This window comes from Variovorax sp. AB1(2024), from assembly GCF_037482385.2.
Taxonomy (GTDB): Bacteria; Pseudomonadota; Gammaproteobacteria; order Burkholderiales; family Burkholderiaceae_C; genus Variovorax.
The window spans coordinates 223,726-239,897 of sequence record NZ_JBBHKP020000002.1 but is presented as its reverse complement, the minus strand read 5'-3'; the positions used below and the strand labels follow the sequence as shown (position 1 = coordinate 239,897).

At 66.9% G+C, this 16,172-nt stretch carries 13 protein-coding genes and 1 pseudogene; 8 read left to right on the top strand and 6 right to left on the bottom strand.

The window, feature by feature from the left end:
• Positions 1–6: 6 nt before the first annotated feature.
• The 3 genes from phnA to psrA all read right to left on the bottom strand — a co-directional run bounded on the left by phnA (position 7) and on the right by psrA (position 3,783).
• A complete protein-coding gene (gene phnA / locus WIX39_RS28040) occupies positions 7–1,233 on the bottom strand; it encodes a phosphonoacetate hydrolase (protein ID WP_106937742.1) in 1,227 nt (408 codons plus the stop codon).
• A 54-nt stretch (positions 1,234–1,287) separates the two neighbouring features.
• Positions 1,288–2,595, bottom strand: coding sequence for an MFS transporter (locus WIX39_RS28035; protein ID WP_409196490.1), 1,308 nt, complete (start codon positions 2,593–2,595; stop codon positions 1,288–1,290).
• A 96-nt stretch (positions 2,596–2,691) separates the two neighbouring features.
• Positions 2,692–3,783, bottom strand: coding sequence for an iron-containing alcohol dehydrogenase PsrA (gene psrA / locus WIX39_RS28030; RefSeq protein WP_409196875.1), 1,092 nt, complete (start codon positions 3,781–3,783; stop codon positions 2,692–2,694).
• 174 nt (positions 3,784–3,957) lie between these two features.
• Between psrA and WIX39_RS28025 the strand changes: the two genes are divergently transcribed.
• Entirely contained in the window at positions 3,958–4,824 is an 867-nt protein-coding gene (locus tag WIX39_RS28025) for a LysR substrate-binding domain-containing protein (protein ID WP_106937745.1), read from the top strand.
• Positions 4,825–4,862: 38 nt separating this feature from the next.
• On the opposite strand, the gene WIX39_RS28020 is transcribed toward WIX39_RS28025, so the two are convergent.
• Genes WIX39_RS28020 through WIX39_RS28010 form a run of 3 tightly spaced genes read right to left on the bottom strand, consistent with a single transcriptional unit; the run spans position 4,863 to position 7,350 of the window.
• The gene (locus WIX39_RS28020; protein WP_409196489.1) at positions 4,863–5,333 is read right to left on the bottom strand and encodes a Fur family transcriptional regulator; all 471 of its coding nucleotides are present in this window, start codon (positions 5,331–5,333) and stop codon (positions 4,863–4,865) included.
• A 47-nt stretch (positions 5,334–5,380) separates the two neighbouring features.
• Positions 5,381–7,060: a cyclic peptide export ABC transporter gene (locus WIX39_RS28015; protein ID WP_409196488.1), complete on the bottom strand. Its 1,680-nt coding sequence runs from the start codon at positions 7,058–7,060 to the stop codon at positions 5,381–5,383.
• 50 nt (positions 7,061–7,110) lie between these two features.
• Positions 7,111–7,350, bottom strand: a complete 240-nt coding sequence (locus WIX39_RS28010; RefSeq protein WP_106937748.1) for a hypothetical protein — start codon at positions 7,348–7,350, stop codon at positions 7,111–7,113.
• Positions 7,351–7,527: 177 nt separating this feature from the next.
• Here WIX39_RS28010 and fhuF point away from each other — a divergent pair, with 177 nt between their 5' ends.
• The 7 genes and pseudogenes from fhuF (at position 7,528) to WIX39_RS27975 (ending at position 16,132) form a co-directional block, all read left to right on the top strand.
• Entirely contained in the window at positions 7,528–8,280 is a 753-nt protein-coding gene (gene fhuF / locus WIX39_RS28005; RefSeq protein ID WP_106938476.1) for a siderophore-iron reductase FhuF, read from the top strand.
• Positions 8,281–8,346: 66 nt separating this feature from the next.
• A pseudogene (locus tag WIX39_RS28000) lies at positions 8,347–9,285 on the top strand (alpha/beta hydrolase); the annotation flags it as partial.
• Between the two features lie 447 nt (positions 9,286–9,732).
• Positions 9,733–10,428, top strand: coding sequence for a GNAT family N-acetyltransferase (locus tag WIX39_RS27995; RefSeq protein WP_409196874.1), 696 nt, complete (start codon positions 9,733–9,735; stop codon positions 10,426–10,428).
• The gene (locus WIX39_RS27990; RefSeq protein ID WP_409196487.1) at positions 10,410–11,714 is read left to right on the top strand and encodes a lysine N(6)-hydroxylase/L-ornithine N(5)-oxygenase family protein; all 1,305 of its coding nucleotides are present in this window, start codon (positions 10,410–10,412) and stop codon (positions 11,712–11,714) included. The genes WIX39_RS27995 and WIX39_RS27990 overlap by 19 nt, the downstream gene beginning before the upstream one ends.
• A gap of 160 nt (positions 11,715–11,874) precedes the next feature.
• On the top strand, positions 11,875–12,471 hold the full coding sequence (locus WIX39_RS27985; protein ID WP_081267789.1) for an RNA polymerase sigma factor: 597 nt from the start codon (positions 11,875–11,877) through the stop codon (positions 12,469–12,471).
• A gap of 8 nt (positions 12,472–12,479) precedes the next feature.
• Positions 12,480–13,523, top strand: a complete 1,044-nt coding sequence (locus WIX39_RS27980) for a FecR family protein (RefSeq protein WP_409196486.1) — start codon at positions 12,480–12,482, stop codon at positions 13,521–13,523.
• 167 nt (positions 13,524–13,690) lie between these two features.
• Positions 13,691–16,132: a TonB-dependent siderophore receptor gene (locus WIX39_RS27975; protein ID WP_409196485.1), complete on the top strand. Its 2,442-nt coding sequence runs from the start codon at positions 13,691–13,693 to the stop codon at positions 16,130–16,132.
• Positions 16,133–16,172: the final 40 nt, after the last annotated feature.

Here is a 16,172-nt window from a genome sequence, read left to right as displayed (position 1 = left end):
CCGCAGTTACTGTGCGTGGTTCAAGGCGAGGTCGAGCGCATCGAAGTTGCGCAGCCGGCGCCCGGCGGCGATCCCGGTGACCGGTCGGTTGCAGATCAGCGGCACGCGCTGCTCCGAGACGCCGCCGTGCGAGCGCAGCGGCACTTCGAGGGCCGACAGGTCGTGCCGGCTGGCCGAGGTGCCGATGACCGTGCTCTGCTCGCTGACGACCACGATGTCGCCGATGCGGTCCGGCGGCAGCTCGAATCGCTCGGCGGCTTCCTTGCGCGAGAGCACCAGCTCCATGCCGGGAATGCCCTTGATGCGCTCGATCCAGCCGGGCACGCTTGCCTGCGCAGGCACGTACACGGTGGCGAATGAGCCGAGCGCACCGTGGTGCACCACGTAGGGGTCGGTGATCGGGAGGATGACCCTTGCCTCGTCCTGGCCGTACCAGCCGTCGAGCACGTCCTGCAGGTAGATGACCTTGGGCGCGCCTTGCGCGTCGTGCTTGTCGTTCATGCCGTGGTCGGCGGTGACCACGATGGTGGCGCCCATTGCATCGAGCTGCGACAGGTAGCCGTCCATCATGGCGTAGAAGGCATTGGCCGCCGGACTGCCCGGTGCGGCCTTGTGCTGCACGTAGTCGGTGGTCGAGAGGTACATCAGGTCGGGGCGGCGCGACGCCATCAGCTTCACGCCGGCGGCGAACACGAACTCCGACAGTTCGGCGCTGTAGACCGAGGGCACGGGCATGCCGACCATGTCGAGCACGTTGTCGATGCCATTCTCCTCCATCGTGACCTGGTCGGACTTCTCGGAGGAAAAGCAGATGCCCTTCATGCGGTGGCCCAGGAGCTTGCGCAGCTTGTCCTTGGCGGTGACCACGGCGACCTTGGCGCCTGCGTCGGCAAAGGCGGCGAGCACGGTGCCCGCGCGCAGGTACTTGGGGTCGTTCATCATGACTTCCTGGCCGAGTTCGCGGTCGAAGAAGTAGTTGCCGCAGATGCCGTGCACCGCCGGCGGCGCGCCGGTCACGATGGACAGGTTGTTCGGGTTGGTGAACGAGGGCACCACGCAGTCGGCCAGCAGGTCGGCGCCGGACTTCCTCATGCGGTCGAAATACGGTGCCACGCCCGCGGCGATGGCCGCGTCCAGGTACGCCGGCTCGCAGCCGTCCACGCACACCACGACGACCGGGCGCGACATCCAGCGGTAGCTGCGGGCGTTGACTTCGAGTGATTCAGGCTTCATTGGGAAAGGGCTCCTCAAGGGAAAAATGAGTAAAGAACGAACGCAAGGGGGTCCTCAGCGACGAATGAACAGCGCGATGAAAGCGCTGATGAGGCAACTCGTGGCCACGATCGGGAAGACCATCGAGGTGTTGCCCGAGTGATCCAGCAACCTTCCGATCAGCGGTTCGCCGAGGCCCGCCAGCAGGTACGAGAAGAAGTTCATGACGCCGGTGGCAGTTCCCGACCGCTTGGCCCCGACGAGGTCGGGGCACAGGGCCCAGAACGAAGAGGCGGGGCCGTAGACGAAGAAGCCGGCCAGGAAAAGCAGCGCCAGGCCGCCGACGCTGGTGGGCAGCACATACATGCCGACGGAGGCGGCAGCGCCGAGCAGCATGTAGAGCACGATGGCCTTGTAGCGCTTGGAGCCGAAGACACGATCCGAGATCCATCCGTTGGTGAGCGCACCGAAGGCCATGCCCACTGGCAGCGCGACGGAGATCCACACGGGATCGATCATCCCGCCGGACATCTTGCTCCAGTCCTTGCCGAGGAAATGCACCGGCACCCAGACGATCAGCCCGTACCGCGCGGCATTCTGGAAACCGATGGAAAGCGCCGCGATGAGCAGCTTCGGGTTGCCGATGACCGCCTTGTAGCGCGACCAGGAGCTTTCTTCGGACGTGCTCTGCAGGCCCGCCGCCTTCGCGTCCTGTGCATTGGCGATACCCGTGTCGGGCGACTTGAAGCCGAGGTCCTCGGGGCGCTCCCGTGCAATCAGGTAGAACGCGATGCCGCCGACGAGCATCAGCAGCACGGGCAGCCTGAAGATCCATCGCCAATCCAGTTGCAGCACGTTCACCACCACGATGGACGTGACAAAGGACAGGACCGATGCACAGCCGGCGGCGAAGGTGTAGCAGCCGAACACCTTGCCCCGCTCTGCGGCACCCCACCAGTTCGACAGCAGGCGGCTGCCCGGCGCCCAGCCGAGCGCCTGGAAGTAGCCGTTGACGCCCCAGGGAATCGCCAGGCTCTTGAAGCCGACGGCGAAGCTCACCACCCAGTTCGCCGCGCACGACAGGACGGCGCCGGCCGTCATCACGCGGCGCCCGCCGAACTTGTCGGCAAGGTTGCCATTGATGGCCTGGCCGATGGCATAGCACCAGAGAAGGCTGGCCGATGCCCAGCCGAGCACCTCCTTCGACAGTCCGAACTCCTTCTGCAGCCCCGGGATGGCGAAACCGAATGTCTGTCGGCCCGTATAGAAGAAGAAATAGCAGAACATGGCGGCCAGCAGCATTCGCCACTGCGCGCGCCGGAATGAATGTTCCAGAGGCTGCGCATACGCGCCGGCCTGCAAGCCTTGATTTGCCAATTCCATTTTTGTCTCCTGTTCTTGACGGACGTGGGTCCGTGGGACCGGCTTCGATGCCGGCATTTTTTCTCGACGCTCTGCTCGCTCTACTGCTTCGACCGGCTAGGCGGAAACCGCCCCGATGAAGTTCTTTCCGCGCGCCCCGTCCATCGCGCGCGCGATCATGGCAGCGGCTTCGCTGTCCGCCACGCCGTAGTCCGCGAACTCGGTCTTCACGCCGAGTCCCTGCAGGAAGCCGCGCAGACGCCGGGCGGCGATGCGAAGGTCCGGCCCGAAGAGGCGCCGCAGCGTGCGGTCCCGATCGGGGGATCGTGCCCATGCCTTCTCGAGAACCAGCGGCAGCGTGAACGAACAGGCAATGCCGTGCGCCAATCCGTGCCGCAGCGTCATTTCATATGAGATGGAGTGGGCCAGGGCCGTCTTTGTGTTGGAGAACGCAAGCCCGGCCTTGAGCGCAGCCAGCGCCATGCGCTCGCGCAATTCGATGTTGCGAAGGTCGGAAGCCAGTGCCGGCAGGCACTCGAAAATGTCTTCGACGGCGGAGATGGCCAAGGCGTCTGAGATCGGGTTCGCGTTCACGTTCCACACCGACTCCAGCGCGTGGGACAGCGCATCGAGCCCCGTCGAAATGGTGGTGCCCGCCGGCACCGAGAGCATCAGGTCGGGGTCGACGATGGCCGCCTCCGGCCAGGTGGCGTCCAGGTGCAGCGAATACTTCTTCTGGTTCGCGGCATCCCAGATCGTGGCCCAGGGCGTCACCTCGCTGCCGGTGCCCGCCGTGGTCGGCACGGCTATCAGCGGCTTGACGCTGGCCGGCACGAAGGGCTTGCCGGCCGCAAGCAGACCCACCAGTTCGTCGAAACGGCCGCTGGCCGTGCCGACCATCAACGCCTTGGCGGTGTCGATCGCGCTGCCGCCGCCCACGGCGACGACGGCGTCGCAGGCCTCGGCCGACTCCCAGAATCGGTTGTAGAGGGCCGACAGGCGCGCCACATCGGGGTTCGGGCGCACGTCGTCGATGACTCCGAGCAACGAGTCTTTCAGGAGGTCGCGCAGCTGTGCGACCAGCCCAAGCTCGCGCGCTTCCGGAAACGTGACGACCACCACACGCCGACCGGCAAGGATGCCCGGAAGCTGCCCGAGGCTGCCTTGGCCGCAGTGAATGGAAACTGGGTTGTGAAATGCGTGAAGCATCTGGGCTTTCTCCTGAAATGGCCGTTTTGTGCATCGCGCCATGTCGCGCGTTCTGCTTGGGTGGGCAGTGTCGAAGCCGGCCACCATCGCGTCCAATCGCATTTCCGATGGCCGCATCGTCGAAAATCGATGGATCCAGCCACCAGGCCCTAGCCTCCCGCGAGGATCGCCTCCATGTTTCACCAGTACTACAAATCAATTCGTTGCTTCCATGCCGTGGCAAAGACAGGCGGCTTCACCTCGGCGGCGCACTATCTGCACATCGGCCAGCCCACGGTGACGGACCAGGTCAAGGCGCTGGAAACACGTTTCGGGGTCGAACTCTTCCTTCGCACCGGCCGCAGCGTCCGGCTCACCGCCGTGGGAGAACGGCTCTATGCGATCACCCAGGGGCTGTTCGGACAGGAGGAGGAAGCAATCCAGTTCCTGCAGAGCGCGCACAAGCTCAAGGCCGGCGTGGTCCGTGTGGGTGCGGTGTCTCCGCCGATCGCGCTGGAACTCGCGCACAACTTCCGGCAGGCGCATCCCTCACTGGAACTGACCGTCTCGATCGGCTCCGAAGACGCCACACTGCGGGGCCTGCAGGACTTCGACATCGACGTCGGCATCATGGTGGAGCCGGCGGCGATCGAGGGGCTGCATATTGCCCCCTATCGCGACGAGCGGATCGTCGCCGTTGTGCCCGAGAACCATCCATGGATGGCACGCCCCTCGATCGGCACCGGTGACATCGCGGGAGAGGCGGTCATCCTGCGCGAGGCCGGATCGAAGACCCGCCATCGCGTCGAACGCGCATGCCAGAAAAAGAACGTGCACCTGAACTGCGTCATGGAAATCAACAGCCGCGAGGCCATCCTTCACGCGGTCGCCAACGGCATGGGCATTGGCTTTGTCACCCAGGTGGAGTTCATTCCCCTGCCCGGCCTCGCCGCGGTCCAGATCGACGACAGCGAGCTGTCGATCAGCTACTCGCTATGCTGCTTGGCGGTGCGCAAGGACCGGCCGTTGATTCGCTCCCTGTTCGAAGTGGCGCTTCAATGAGCACCGCGTTGCGCCGCGAACGAGGCCGGCCCCGCGTCTCAACGAACGCATTCCGCCCGCGCGCAGGCGAGCTGCACCGTGAAGGGCCCGCCTGCCGGCATGCCATGCGCCTGCGCCGCGCGCAGCAGGCCCTCGTGCAATGCCTCGTCGACCACCTCGACGCTCGCGTTGCAGCCCCCGCAGCGCAGGCGCACCGTGCTTTCTGGCGTTTGCGTGCGCCGCAGCCGGTGCACCGCGCGCGCGCCACCCAGGCCGCGCTCCCATTCGCGCTGCACGAGCCTGGCTTTTTCCAGCTCCTTGATCACGCGGTAGACGCTCGCCAGGCCGGTGGCCGTGCCGCGCTTGAGCATGCGGCGAAACACTTCCTCGCCACCGAGCCATTGCGAATCGCTTTCCGCCAGCGTCTGCAGCACGCACAGACGAATGACGGTGGGCCGAATACCCAGGCTGCGCAGTTGCTCTGAAAAGCCACTGCTCGCCGGCACCTGCGCCCCGTGCGTGCCTGACACTGCCGTCGACTTGCGCACCTTCCGCTGCCGCCCGTGTTGCCGTGCGTTCAGGCCGCAAGGCCTGGCGCCGGCGCCTTGGTGTCCTGCGCGATGCGCCCGGCCTTCATGTGGACGATGCGGTCGGCCACGTGGAAGTAGCGGTCGTCGTGCGAGATGACCACCAGCGAATGCCCTTTGGCGCGCAGCTCGGGCAACAGCTCGGTGTAGAAAAGATGGCGGAAGGTCGGGTCCTGGTCGGCGGCCCATTCGTCGAACACCAGCACGGGGCGGCCTTCCAGGTAGGCGTGCACCAGCGCGAGCCGCTTGCGCTGGCCCGTGGACAGATCGGTGGTGCTGAACGCGCCGTCCTTCACAGACACCTTGTGCGCGATCTCCAGCCGCTGCAGGTAGGGCAGCGCGGTCTCGGGCAGCGCCTGGTGGCCGCCCTCCTCGCCGGCAACGAGATCCTCGAACAGATAGAAGTCGGAGAACACGGTGGTGAACAGCTGGCGGTAGTCGTCGCGCGTCTCGGGTGTGATGGGCTTTCCGTCGAGCACGACCTCGCCCTGCTGCGGCACGTAGAGCCCGAGCAGCAGCTTGATGAGCGTGGTCTTGCCCGAGCCGTTGTCGCCCACGACGAAGACGATCTCGCTGCGCCCGATCTGCAGGTCGACCGGCCCCAGCGAGAAGGCCTCGCTGCCCTCTGGCGTGTCGAACGCGTAGCGCACGCCGCGCAGCTCGATGGCGTTGCGCAGCGGCGGTGAAGTCGGCGGGGAGCCGAGGTGCAGGTGCGGCTCCGGCGTGGCGAAGCGGGCCGACAGGTCGGCGATGCGCTCGAACGCCACCCTGGCGCGGCCCAGGTGCGGCAGGGCACCGACGATCTGGTCGATCGGCCCCTTGATGAACAGCAGCACGAGCACGAAGCCGCTGAGCACCACCGGGTCGGTCGTGCGCCAGGCGGCCCAGCCGAGGATCAGCGCGATCAGCAGAAAAAAAAGTGCCGAGCCGAAGGACGTGGCCAGCACGAAGATGTTGATCGCGCGGCGGTTGATGTCGCGGATGTTGTCGACGGTGCGGGCGATCTGCTCCTCGTACACCCTGGCGCGGCGGGCACGATGCATGCGCAGTTCCTTGGCGCCTTCGCTGATGCCGCGGTAGGCCTTGTGCAGCAGCTCTTCCTGTTCGCGCGACTGGAAGAAGCCCGCGATGCCACGACCGTGGGCCCAGGTCTGGACTGCCACGCCGATCAGCATCGCCACCACCAGCAGGCCGAACAGCGGCAGCGACAGCCACGCGAGGTAGCCCAGGCAGCCCAGCGCGATGGCCAGGGAAATCATGGTGGCGGCCAGCATGAAGGCCACGTCGCTGATCATGTCCACGTCCTGCGTGAGCACGGGCATCAGCCGGTGCATGCGGTAGCGCTCCAGCGCATCGATGGGCGCCGCGAGAATTTTCTGGGCCAGGTCCTTGCGCACCTGCGCGACCAGCCGCTGGCCCACGACGTTGTTCGAGATGTCGGACACCGCGCGGCCGACGAGCGCCAGGGCGCACAGCGCGACGAAGGTCAGCAGCAGGCCGCCGGCCATGCCGCCGGGTCGGCTGAGCACCTCGTTGATGGTTGCCAGCAGCGCCACGGTGGCCACGCCCGCTCCGATGCCGGTGACGGACGAGAGCGCGATCCAGGGAGTGAAGGGTTGCAGCAGCCGAAGAAGGTCGGACGCCTTGGCGCTGGCGGGTTGGGTTTGCATGACGGGTAAGACGGTCCGGCGGCCGGAATGTTTAGCGCGCGCCGGTGCCGCTATTGCAGCGTCGATTCGTGCCTGGATTCTTCGCCGGACGCGGAGCCGACCATTGCCGCACCGGCCAGCGCCCAGAGCGTCAGCGCCTCGTCGAAAGCACGCACATGCTTCGCATCGCGCCCCAGCCACAGGACCAGCTTTTGCGCGCGGTCGAGCGACGGCGCGTCGTGCAGCGCGCGAAAAAGCCGCCAGGCCTCGCTGAAAGCCGGATCGGAAGGAGCCTGGTGTCGGGAGTTCATCGCATTCTGGAGGCCGGACTGCTGTGGATGCGTGGATAGACGCGACCCGCCGCCGTATGTTTAGCGCGTGTCATCCGCGCGTCGCAATTTCGTGGACCAGTGCGCCGCACTAAACCCGGGGGCGCCCGATCCGTCTCCATCAGCGATGAGCTTCATTTGCGCGGCTGCGCCTTTTCGATGATTCCCCTGCTGGTGCCGATCTTCCAGGGCGAATGGGCGGCCTACGGCGAGGCGCTGGCATGTGCGCCGCAGCCACCGGCCGGCGCGCTGCGGGTGGCCGACCTCGTCGCCGATCCCGCGCTGCTCGCCGGGCTGCTGCAGGCGCACGCGCGCCACCTGCGGGTGCGCAAGCCCGACCTGCGCCCGGTGGCCTCGGCCTGGAGCATGCATTACCTGAATGCCCTGCTGCCACCGGTGACGGCGGCGGCCAGCCTGCTGCAGCACGTCTTTCCGATGGCGCCGGCGCAGGTCTGGCTTTCATTGGCCGAAGGGGCCGTGCCGCAACGTTTTCACATTCCGCACGAAGGGCAGCCGTTTCCGGGCGCCGACACGGCGGCGCGCTACGCGGGACTGCTCGGTGAGCACCTGGCCCCGCTCTTCGAGCAACTGACACGTCTCACGCGCATTGCGCCGAAGATTCTGTGGGGCAACGCGGCGCGCTACCTGGAGCCCGTGCTCGAACAAGGACTGGCATTGAGCGGGCATGCGCCATCCATCGCGAAAGACCTCCAGTACCTGCTGCATCAGCCGCGCTGGGACGGCGAGGAGAATCCGATGTTCGCGGTGCAACGCAAGGTCGTGCGGATGCACTCGGGCATGCCCGAGCATCTCTCGCTGCACCGGCAGTGCTGTCTCTACTACCTGCTGCCCGAAGAAGGCTATTGCGGCGCATGTCCGCTGGCGCCGGAATTCCGCAAGACGGCTGCTTAAACAAACGCACTGGCCGCGCGTCATTTGCGGTTAAGCATCCATTCATCGGTGCCACTGCGATTCCCCATGCCACTGCATCCCGATCTCGAAGCCTTCCTCGAACTGGCCACTCTCGCCGAAGAAGACGGGCGCCCGCCGATGTGCGAGATGTCGCCCGCGCAGGCCCGCGAGAGCTACGACCAGTCGACCTTGGCGCTGGACGGCGTCGGCCCCGACCTGCCGGTCGAGGACATCGCCTTTCAGGCGCGCGACGGCGCGACGCTGCGGGCCAGGCTCTACCGGGGCGTCGCTACAGCGGCGCCGCTGCCGACGCTGCTGTATTTTCACGGCGGCGGTTACGTGGTCGGCGGCCTCGACTCGCACGACGCACTGTGCCGCGCGATCGCGCTGCGCACGCCCTGCGCGGTGCTGGCGGTCGACTATCGGCTCGCGCCGGAGCACAAGTTTCCGACTGCGTTCCACGACGCCGAGGACGCCGCGGCGTGGCTCCTGGCGCACGGCGGCTCGCACGGCCTCGACACCGCGCGCGTGGCCTTCGGCGGCGACAGCGTCGGCGGCACGCTGGCTACCGCCTTGACACTGGCCGCGCGTGAAGCCGGCCGCCCGCAACCTCTGCTGCAACTGCTGCTCTATCCATGCACCAGCATCCGACAGGACAGCGCCTCGCACCAGCGTTACGCGCGCGGGCATCTGCTCGAACAGCGCACGCTGCAGTGGATGTTCGACCACTACCTGCGCAGCGACGAGGATCGGCAGGACTGGCGCTTCGCGCCGCTGGCCGCACAAGACCTGTCGGGCCTGGCGCCCGCGCACATCGTGATGGCGGAGTACGACCCGCTGGTGGACGAGGGCAAGGCCTATGCGCAGCGACTTCAGGCCGCCGGCGTGCGCACACAGCTGGACGTGCACGAGGGCATGGTCCACGACTTCGCGCGCCTGAGCCAGGTGGTGGAGGAAGCCGACACGCTGCGCACCGCGATCGCGCGGACACTGGCCGACGCGTTCTGTCCTCCGGCCGTCTCCGCAGCGCCGATCACGCCGGCCTCGATCGGAGCCTGGGTGTTCCATGCGCATCCCGATGGCCATCCGCTCGAAGTGCGGCTCGACGGGGCGAGGCTGACCGTCGGACCGCAGGCGAGCAAGGAAGGCGCGAGCCAATGGGCGGTGCGCGAGCAAGCCGATTCGCTGCGTCTGGAATGGCCGGGCGGCAGCGTCACGGAGCCCGAGGAGCCTCATCTGCTGGCAGCGATCGAGGCGGCCTTCGTGCGTCACCCCGGGCATGGCCTGCTCTTGCTGCAGGTGCCTGCGTCGCGCATCGCACGGTTGGTGGACGCGGGTGCGGCAAGCGAGGCTTCCGGTTCGCGGCCGGCGATCGTCTCGCGCGAAGCCTTCTGGCAATTGCCTCGCGTGTGGCAGCGCAACCCGCGCGAGCCCTTCGCGCAGCGCTACACCATGAGCCAGGGCAAGCGCCATCCGTTGCGCCCGGCCAAGCCATCGGGCACCGTCTACCAGCGCCACATTCCGTGGCTGTCGCAGACGCTGACACTGGACGCCGTCGACATCGAGCGCGACCTCCCAGCCTTCAACCGCTGGATGAACGACCCGGTGGTGGCCCACTTCTGGGAGGAACAGGGCGACCTCGCCAGGCACCGCGCCTACCTCGAGGCCATTGCCGCCGATCCGCGCGTCACCGGGCTCGTCGGCCGGCTCGACGGCGAGGCATTCGGCTACTTCGAGGTGTACTGGGCCAAGGAAGACCGCATTGCGCCCTTCTGCGACGCCGGTGACCACGACCGCGGCTGGCATGCGCTGATCGGCGAGCCGCGCCTTCGTGGCAAGCCGTTCCTCACGGCGTGGATGCCTTCCGTGTCGCACTACCTGTTCCTGGACGACTGCCGCACGCAGCGCATCGTGATCGAGCCGCGCGCGGACAACCACAAGATGATCAAGAGCCTGGGCCGCTGCGGCTATGCCCACGTCAAGGAGTTCGACTTTCCGCACAAGCGGGCCATGCTCGGCGTGCTGCTGCGCGAACGCTTCTTCGGCGAGGCCCTCTGGATTCCCCAAGGGGAGTCGACCATTTCGCCAACTTCGGCCAAGGGCGCCGAACTTCCCATCGAGGACACCCCATGCAAATCCATGACCTGATCGGCGTCGGCTTCGGCCCGTCCAACATCGCCCTGGCGATCGCCCTCGACGAGAAACGCCACCACGGCCAGTTCGTGGATGCGCTGTTCATCGAGAAGCAGCCGGGCTTCGTCTGGCACAAGAACATGCTGCTGGACAACGCGCACATGCAGATCTCCTTCATCAAGGACCTGGCGACACTGCGCAACCCCGCGAGCCGCTTCACGTTCCTGAACTACCTGCATGAGAAGCAGCGCCTGCAGGACTTCGTCAACCTCAAGACTTTCTTCCCGAGCCGCCACGAGTTCAACGACTACCTGGGCTGGGCCGCCGCGCAGTTCGAGGACCGCTGCGCCTACGGCGAGGCGGTGTTCGAGGTGCTTCCGGAGATGCGCGGCACGGATGTGCAACTGCTGCGGGTGCGCTCGCGCGAAGCGGGCGGCGCCGTGCGCGAACGGCTGGCGCGCAACCTGGTGGTGAGCGTGGGTGGTGTACCGAACGTTCCCACGCGCTTCCTGCCCTTCAGGGACGACGCGCGCGTCTTCCATTCGAGCAGCTACCTCGAGGCGATTGCCCGGCATCCGGATGCCAAGCGCATCGCCATCGTCGGCGCGGGGCAGAGCGCTGCCGAACTCTTCATGGACCTGCAGAGCCACCCGAACAAGCCCGCCGTCGACCTGATCATGCGGGCCCGCTCGATCAAGCCGTCGGATGACAGTCCGTTCGTCAACGAGATCTTCAATGCCGACTTCACCGACTTCGTGTTCAACCGCTCGGAGCCCGAGCGTGCCGAGCTGCTGGAGGAGTTCTGGCACACCAACTATGCCGCGCCCGACCTGGAATTGATCCAGCAGATCTTCAACGTGTTCTATCGCCAGCGCGTGGCCGGCGTGGCGCGCCACAGCTTCCTGCGCCGCCACGAGGTGTCGGCGGTGCGCGCGGCCGCCGACGGCATCCACCTGGCGCTGCACGACATGAACACCGGCCAGCGCGGCAGCCAGGCTTACGACGTGGTGATCCTCGCGACCGGCTACAAGCGCGACGGCCACAAGGCGCTGCTCGATCCGATCGCGCCGTACCTGGGCGACTTCACGGTCGACCGCCACTACCGGCTGCAAGCCGCACCGGAACTGAAGCCGGCCATCTTCCTGCAAGGCGCCTGCGAGATGAGCCACGGCCTGAGCGACACGCTGCTCTCGGTCACGGCGATCCGCTCCGACGAGATCGGACAGGCGCTGCTGAATGCGAATCCGCGGCCGGCGGCTCAAGCGGCAGAACGCGCGCCTCAGGCGGCAGCCGTTCTTTGAGATTTGCTGTTCCTCGGACGCGGCTCGGTGATACACTCAATAAGAATAGTTCTTATTAACACCCGTCCCCGGGTTCACCGAAGCGCAATGTCGGCACCGCCAGCATGATCGACGCCCGGTATCCGGGGCTTATCGTCGATGCTTGCGAGAAGGCGGCCGGATGCGCGACCTCGTCCAGGAACTTGTAGCTCACTATGCGGACTTGCGCCGGCAGCTGACTCGCGACCTGAGGGATCCCCACTACGCGGCCGACATCGCGCAGTCGAGCTTCGAGCGGGTGTACGCACAGGCCACGAAGCCGCGCGGTGCCGCGTGCGACGACGCGAACGGCGGCATCGAATCGCCGCGCGCCCTGCTCTTTCGGGTGGCCCGCAACCTGTGCATCGACGAGGCGCGCCGCCGCAAGGTGGCGCAGGAATGGGTCGGCACGCACGCCACGCTCGGCACCCACCTCGTGGCACCTTCCAGTGAATTCATCCTGGCGCAGCAACGCGTGCTTGCGCGCGTGGTCGACACCATGGAAAAGCTCCCGCCGCGGCGACGCGAGGTCTTTCTGCTGTTCCGTGCCTACGGCCACACCCGCGCCGAGATCGCCCAGCGCCTGAACATCACCGAGATGGCGGTGGCCAAGCACCTGCTGCGCGCCACCATCGATTGCTCTCGGGTGTTCGCCGAACTGCGCGCCGAACTGATCGAGCCGCAGCACGTGCACAACCACGCAGGCTTCGACACTGCGCTCGCCGAAGACTTCTCGTGAGCGGCGGCATGGCGATCGGCGCTCCGCGCGAACGGCTGATCGAGCGTGCGCTCGCGTTGATCGTCGAAGGCGAGATCGCGCCGGGCGAGGCCGCGCAGCGCGCCCGCGCGGCCATGAACCAATGGCGCAGCAAGTCGCCGGAGCATGCGGCTGCCTTGCTGGAGGCGCGGCATCGCTGGGACGCGCTCGGCGGTATGGCAGGCGAACTGCGTGCGCACTTCGACGAACCGGCGGCGGGCATGGCGGCTGCGGCGGCGCAATCCGGCCGGCGGTCGCAGCGCCGCAAGATCCTGCTTTCCATCGCAGGGTTGCTTGGCGGCGGTTTGGTCGCGGGCCGCGGCGTGCAGTGGTATTGGCAGCAGCCAGTTTTTCAAGCGGCCTACAGCACCCGCACCGCCCAGATGCTGAAAGTCACGCTCGCGGACGGCGGCGGCAACGCGGCGGGCAGCCAGCTCGACATCGCGCCGCAAAGCGCCGTCGACGTCACGCTGTACCGGCAGCGCCGCATCGTCGACATGTCTCGCGGCGAGGTGCGCTTCGAAGTCGCGCACGACACGCAGCGCCCCTTCCTGGTCCGCACGCGTGCAGCCGTGATCGAGGTGGTCGGTACGGTGTTCACTGTGCGCGACCGTGGCGGGCCCGTCACCGTGGGTGTGGAACAGGGCCATGTGCGCGTGCAGGTCCATGCCCGCCAGGGCGATGGAGCGTCCGCTCGGAACGCGCCGCAAGCCATCGACCTGCGCGGGGGTGAACTCGTGGAGGTGCAGGATGGCCATGCCGACGCGGTGCGGCAGGCCGATATCCGGGCCATGTCGGCCTGGCGCGAGGGCTGGCTGGTTTTCGACAACACGCCGCTGGGCGAAGCGCTGGCGGTGGTCAACAGCTACCGCGCCAGTCCGATCGTCAGCGCCAGCGAGCGCATCGACGCGCTGCGCCTGTCGGGCCGCTTCCGCGCCAACGACTCGGCCGCCTTGGTGGCGGTGCTGCCGACGATTCTTCCAGTGACGGCCGTCTCCCGGGCGGGTGGCGGCGTGGAACTGCAGCCCCGCTGACAACGAACCGCGCCGGGCCTCTGGCGCGTCGTGCCTGAAACAGGCTGTCTCTGTTTGACGAGTTCAAACGTCTTACTTTGAGAAGCGCCAGGGACCCGATCAATTCGGGGGCTCTGCCGCCCAAAAGTACGAATACGTCGCATTTATCTGACCTGGAGCCCTGACCCATGCGTTCTTCGCCTCGCCACCGCCTTCTGAGTGCCGCGCTTGCCGCTGCCTTTGGAACCACATTCGTCAGCTGGAGCGGCATCGCTGCCGCCCAAGCACCCGGGCAGGCGGCCACGCCGACATTCGATATCAATGTCGGGCCGCAGCCGCTGGCGGCGGCCCTGAACGAACTCTCGCGCCAGACCAGCGCTCAGGTGCTCGCAGCGGGTGACGTGGTGACGGGCATCAACGCGCCCGCCGTGTCGGGGCGGCTCACGCTGCAGCAGGCGCTGGACCGGCTCCTGGTGGGCAGCGGCCTGGTTGCCGTTCGCAACGGATCGTCGCAAGTCACGATCCAGCGTGCCTCGGCCGCCGCCGCAGGCTCATCGCTGCCGACGGTGACCGTCCAGGCCGACTCCGACGGCACCACCGAAGGCACCGGCTCCTACACCACGCGCTCCACGGCGACGGCCACGCGGCTGGACCTGTCCCAGCGCGAGACGCCCCAGTCCGTGAGCGTGATCGGCCGCCAGCAGATCGAGGACCAGAACCTCGTGACGCTCGACGACGTGCTGCGCCAGACGCCCGGCATCGTGTCCGACCGGCTGGACGAGCGGGTCAAATTCACCTCGCGCGGCTTCGAGCTGGGCACCATGATCGACGGCGTCCCCACGCTGTCATTCAGCTCCGTGGCGGGCGAGGCCAGCATGCTGAGCACCGCCATCTACGACCGCGTGGAAGTCATCCGCGGCTCTGCCGGCCTGCTCAGCGGCTCGGGCTCGCCGGGTGGCGTGGTGAACCTGGTTCGCAAGCGGCCCACCACCGAGTTCGCGGGTCACGTGACCGGGGGCTTCGGCTCGTGGAACCGGTACAACGCCGAGGTCGACGTGGGCGGTCCGCTGAACGCGGCAGGCACACTGCGCGGCAGGTTCGTGGCTTCGCGTACCGAAGGCAAGAGCTTCATCGAATCGAAGAAGACCGCGGAGGACGTGCTGTACGGCATCCTCGAGGCGGATCTCTCTCCCACTACGACGCTTTCCCTCGGCGTCGAGCACCAGAAGACCGCCACCGACGGCGCCAACTTCGGCCAGGCCCCGCTCTTCTTCAGCGACGGCACGCGCACGAACCTGCCGCGCTCCTTCAACTCCAGCGCGCCATGGAGCTACTGGAACATGTATTCGGACAAGGTCTTCGCGAGCCTCGACCAGCAACTGGGCAGCGGCTGGCGCCTCAAGCTCGATGCGAGCTACACGAAGACCAAGCGCAAGCGGGCCTCCGGCGACCTCAACACCTACTACCCCGTCGACGGCGTGACGGGCGACTCCACCATCGATATCCGGGACAACCCCGCGAACGGGAAAAACACCTCGTTCGACGCCTACCTCCGCGGGCCCTTCGAAGCCTTCGGCCGCCAGCACGAGGCAGTCCTCGGGCTGAGCTACAACAACTACGACTACGCCATCGACACCAACCTGGCAACCTCCACGGCCTTCGACACCCGGCCGCTGAACTTTTACACGCTGCAATCCTTCCCCGCGGTCACGTCCTTCCCTTACAAGTCGTACACCCTGTCGGGCCAGGTGACCCAGAAGGCAATCTATGCGTCGACGCGGCTGCGTCTTGCCGATCCGCTTTCGGTCATCGTGGGCGCACGGGGGACCTGGTACACGGACAGCTCCCTGAACCGCAACCAGGTCGCTGGCACGCTGACCCGGAACCCGGGCTCGCACGAGAGCGGCGTCATCACGCCCTATGCCGGCATCGTGTACGACCTGAGCAAGGAGTTCTCGATCTACGGCAGCTACACCGACATCTTCCTTCCGAACTCCCAGCGCGACAGCAACAACAGGCTGATCGCGCCGCAGCGCGGCAAGAACTACGAGGTCGGCATCAAGGGTGAACATTTCGGCGGCAAGCTCAACACCAGCCTCGCGGTATTCCGCACCAAGCAGACCAACGTTCCGGTGGAAGACACCAGCGCAGGCCTGCTGCCAGACGGCAGCATCCCCTATCGCGCCGTCCCGGGTGCGCACAGCAAGGGCTTCGAGTTGACCGCCTCCGGCGAACTCGCGCCCGGCTGGCAGGTACTGGCGGGCTACACCTACTACGCCAAGCGCGACAAGGATGGCGCGCTCCTGGAACCTACCATCCCCAACCGCCTGTTCCGCGTCAGTACGAGCTACCGCCTGCCGGGCGAATGGAGCAAGCTCACCATCGGCGGCAGCGTGAACTACCAGAGCGGCATCTACTACGACGAGTACTCCGGCCTGGGCCGCGCGAGCCAAGGTGGGCTGACGGTGATCGGCCTGATGGCGCGCTACGAGTTCAGCAAGAAGCTGAGCGCGTCCCTCAACATCGAAAACCTGGCCGACAAGCGCTACTACAGCGGTCTTGGCGGCTACAACGGCTACACCTACGGCCGTCCGCGCAACGCCTGGCTGAAGCTGACCTACAAGCTCTGACGCTCCGCGCAACAGCGTACGAAAAAAACATGGCCGGTCC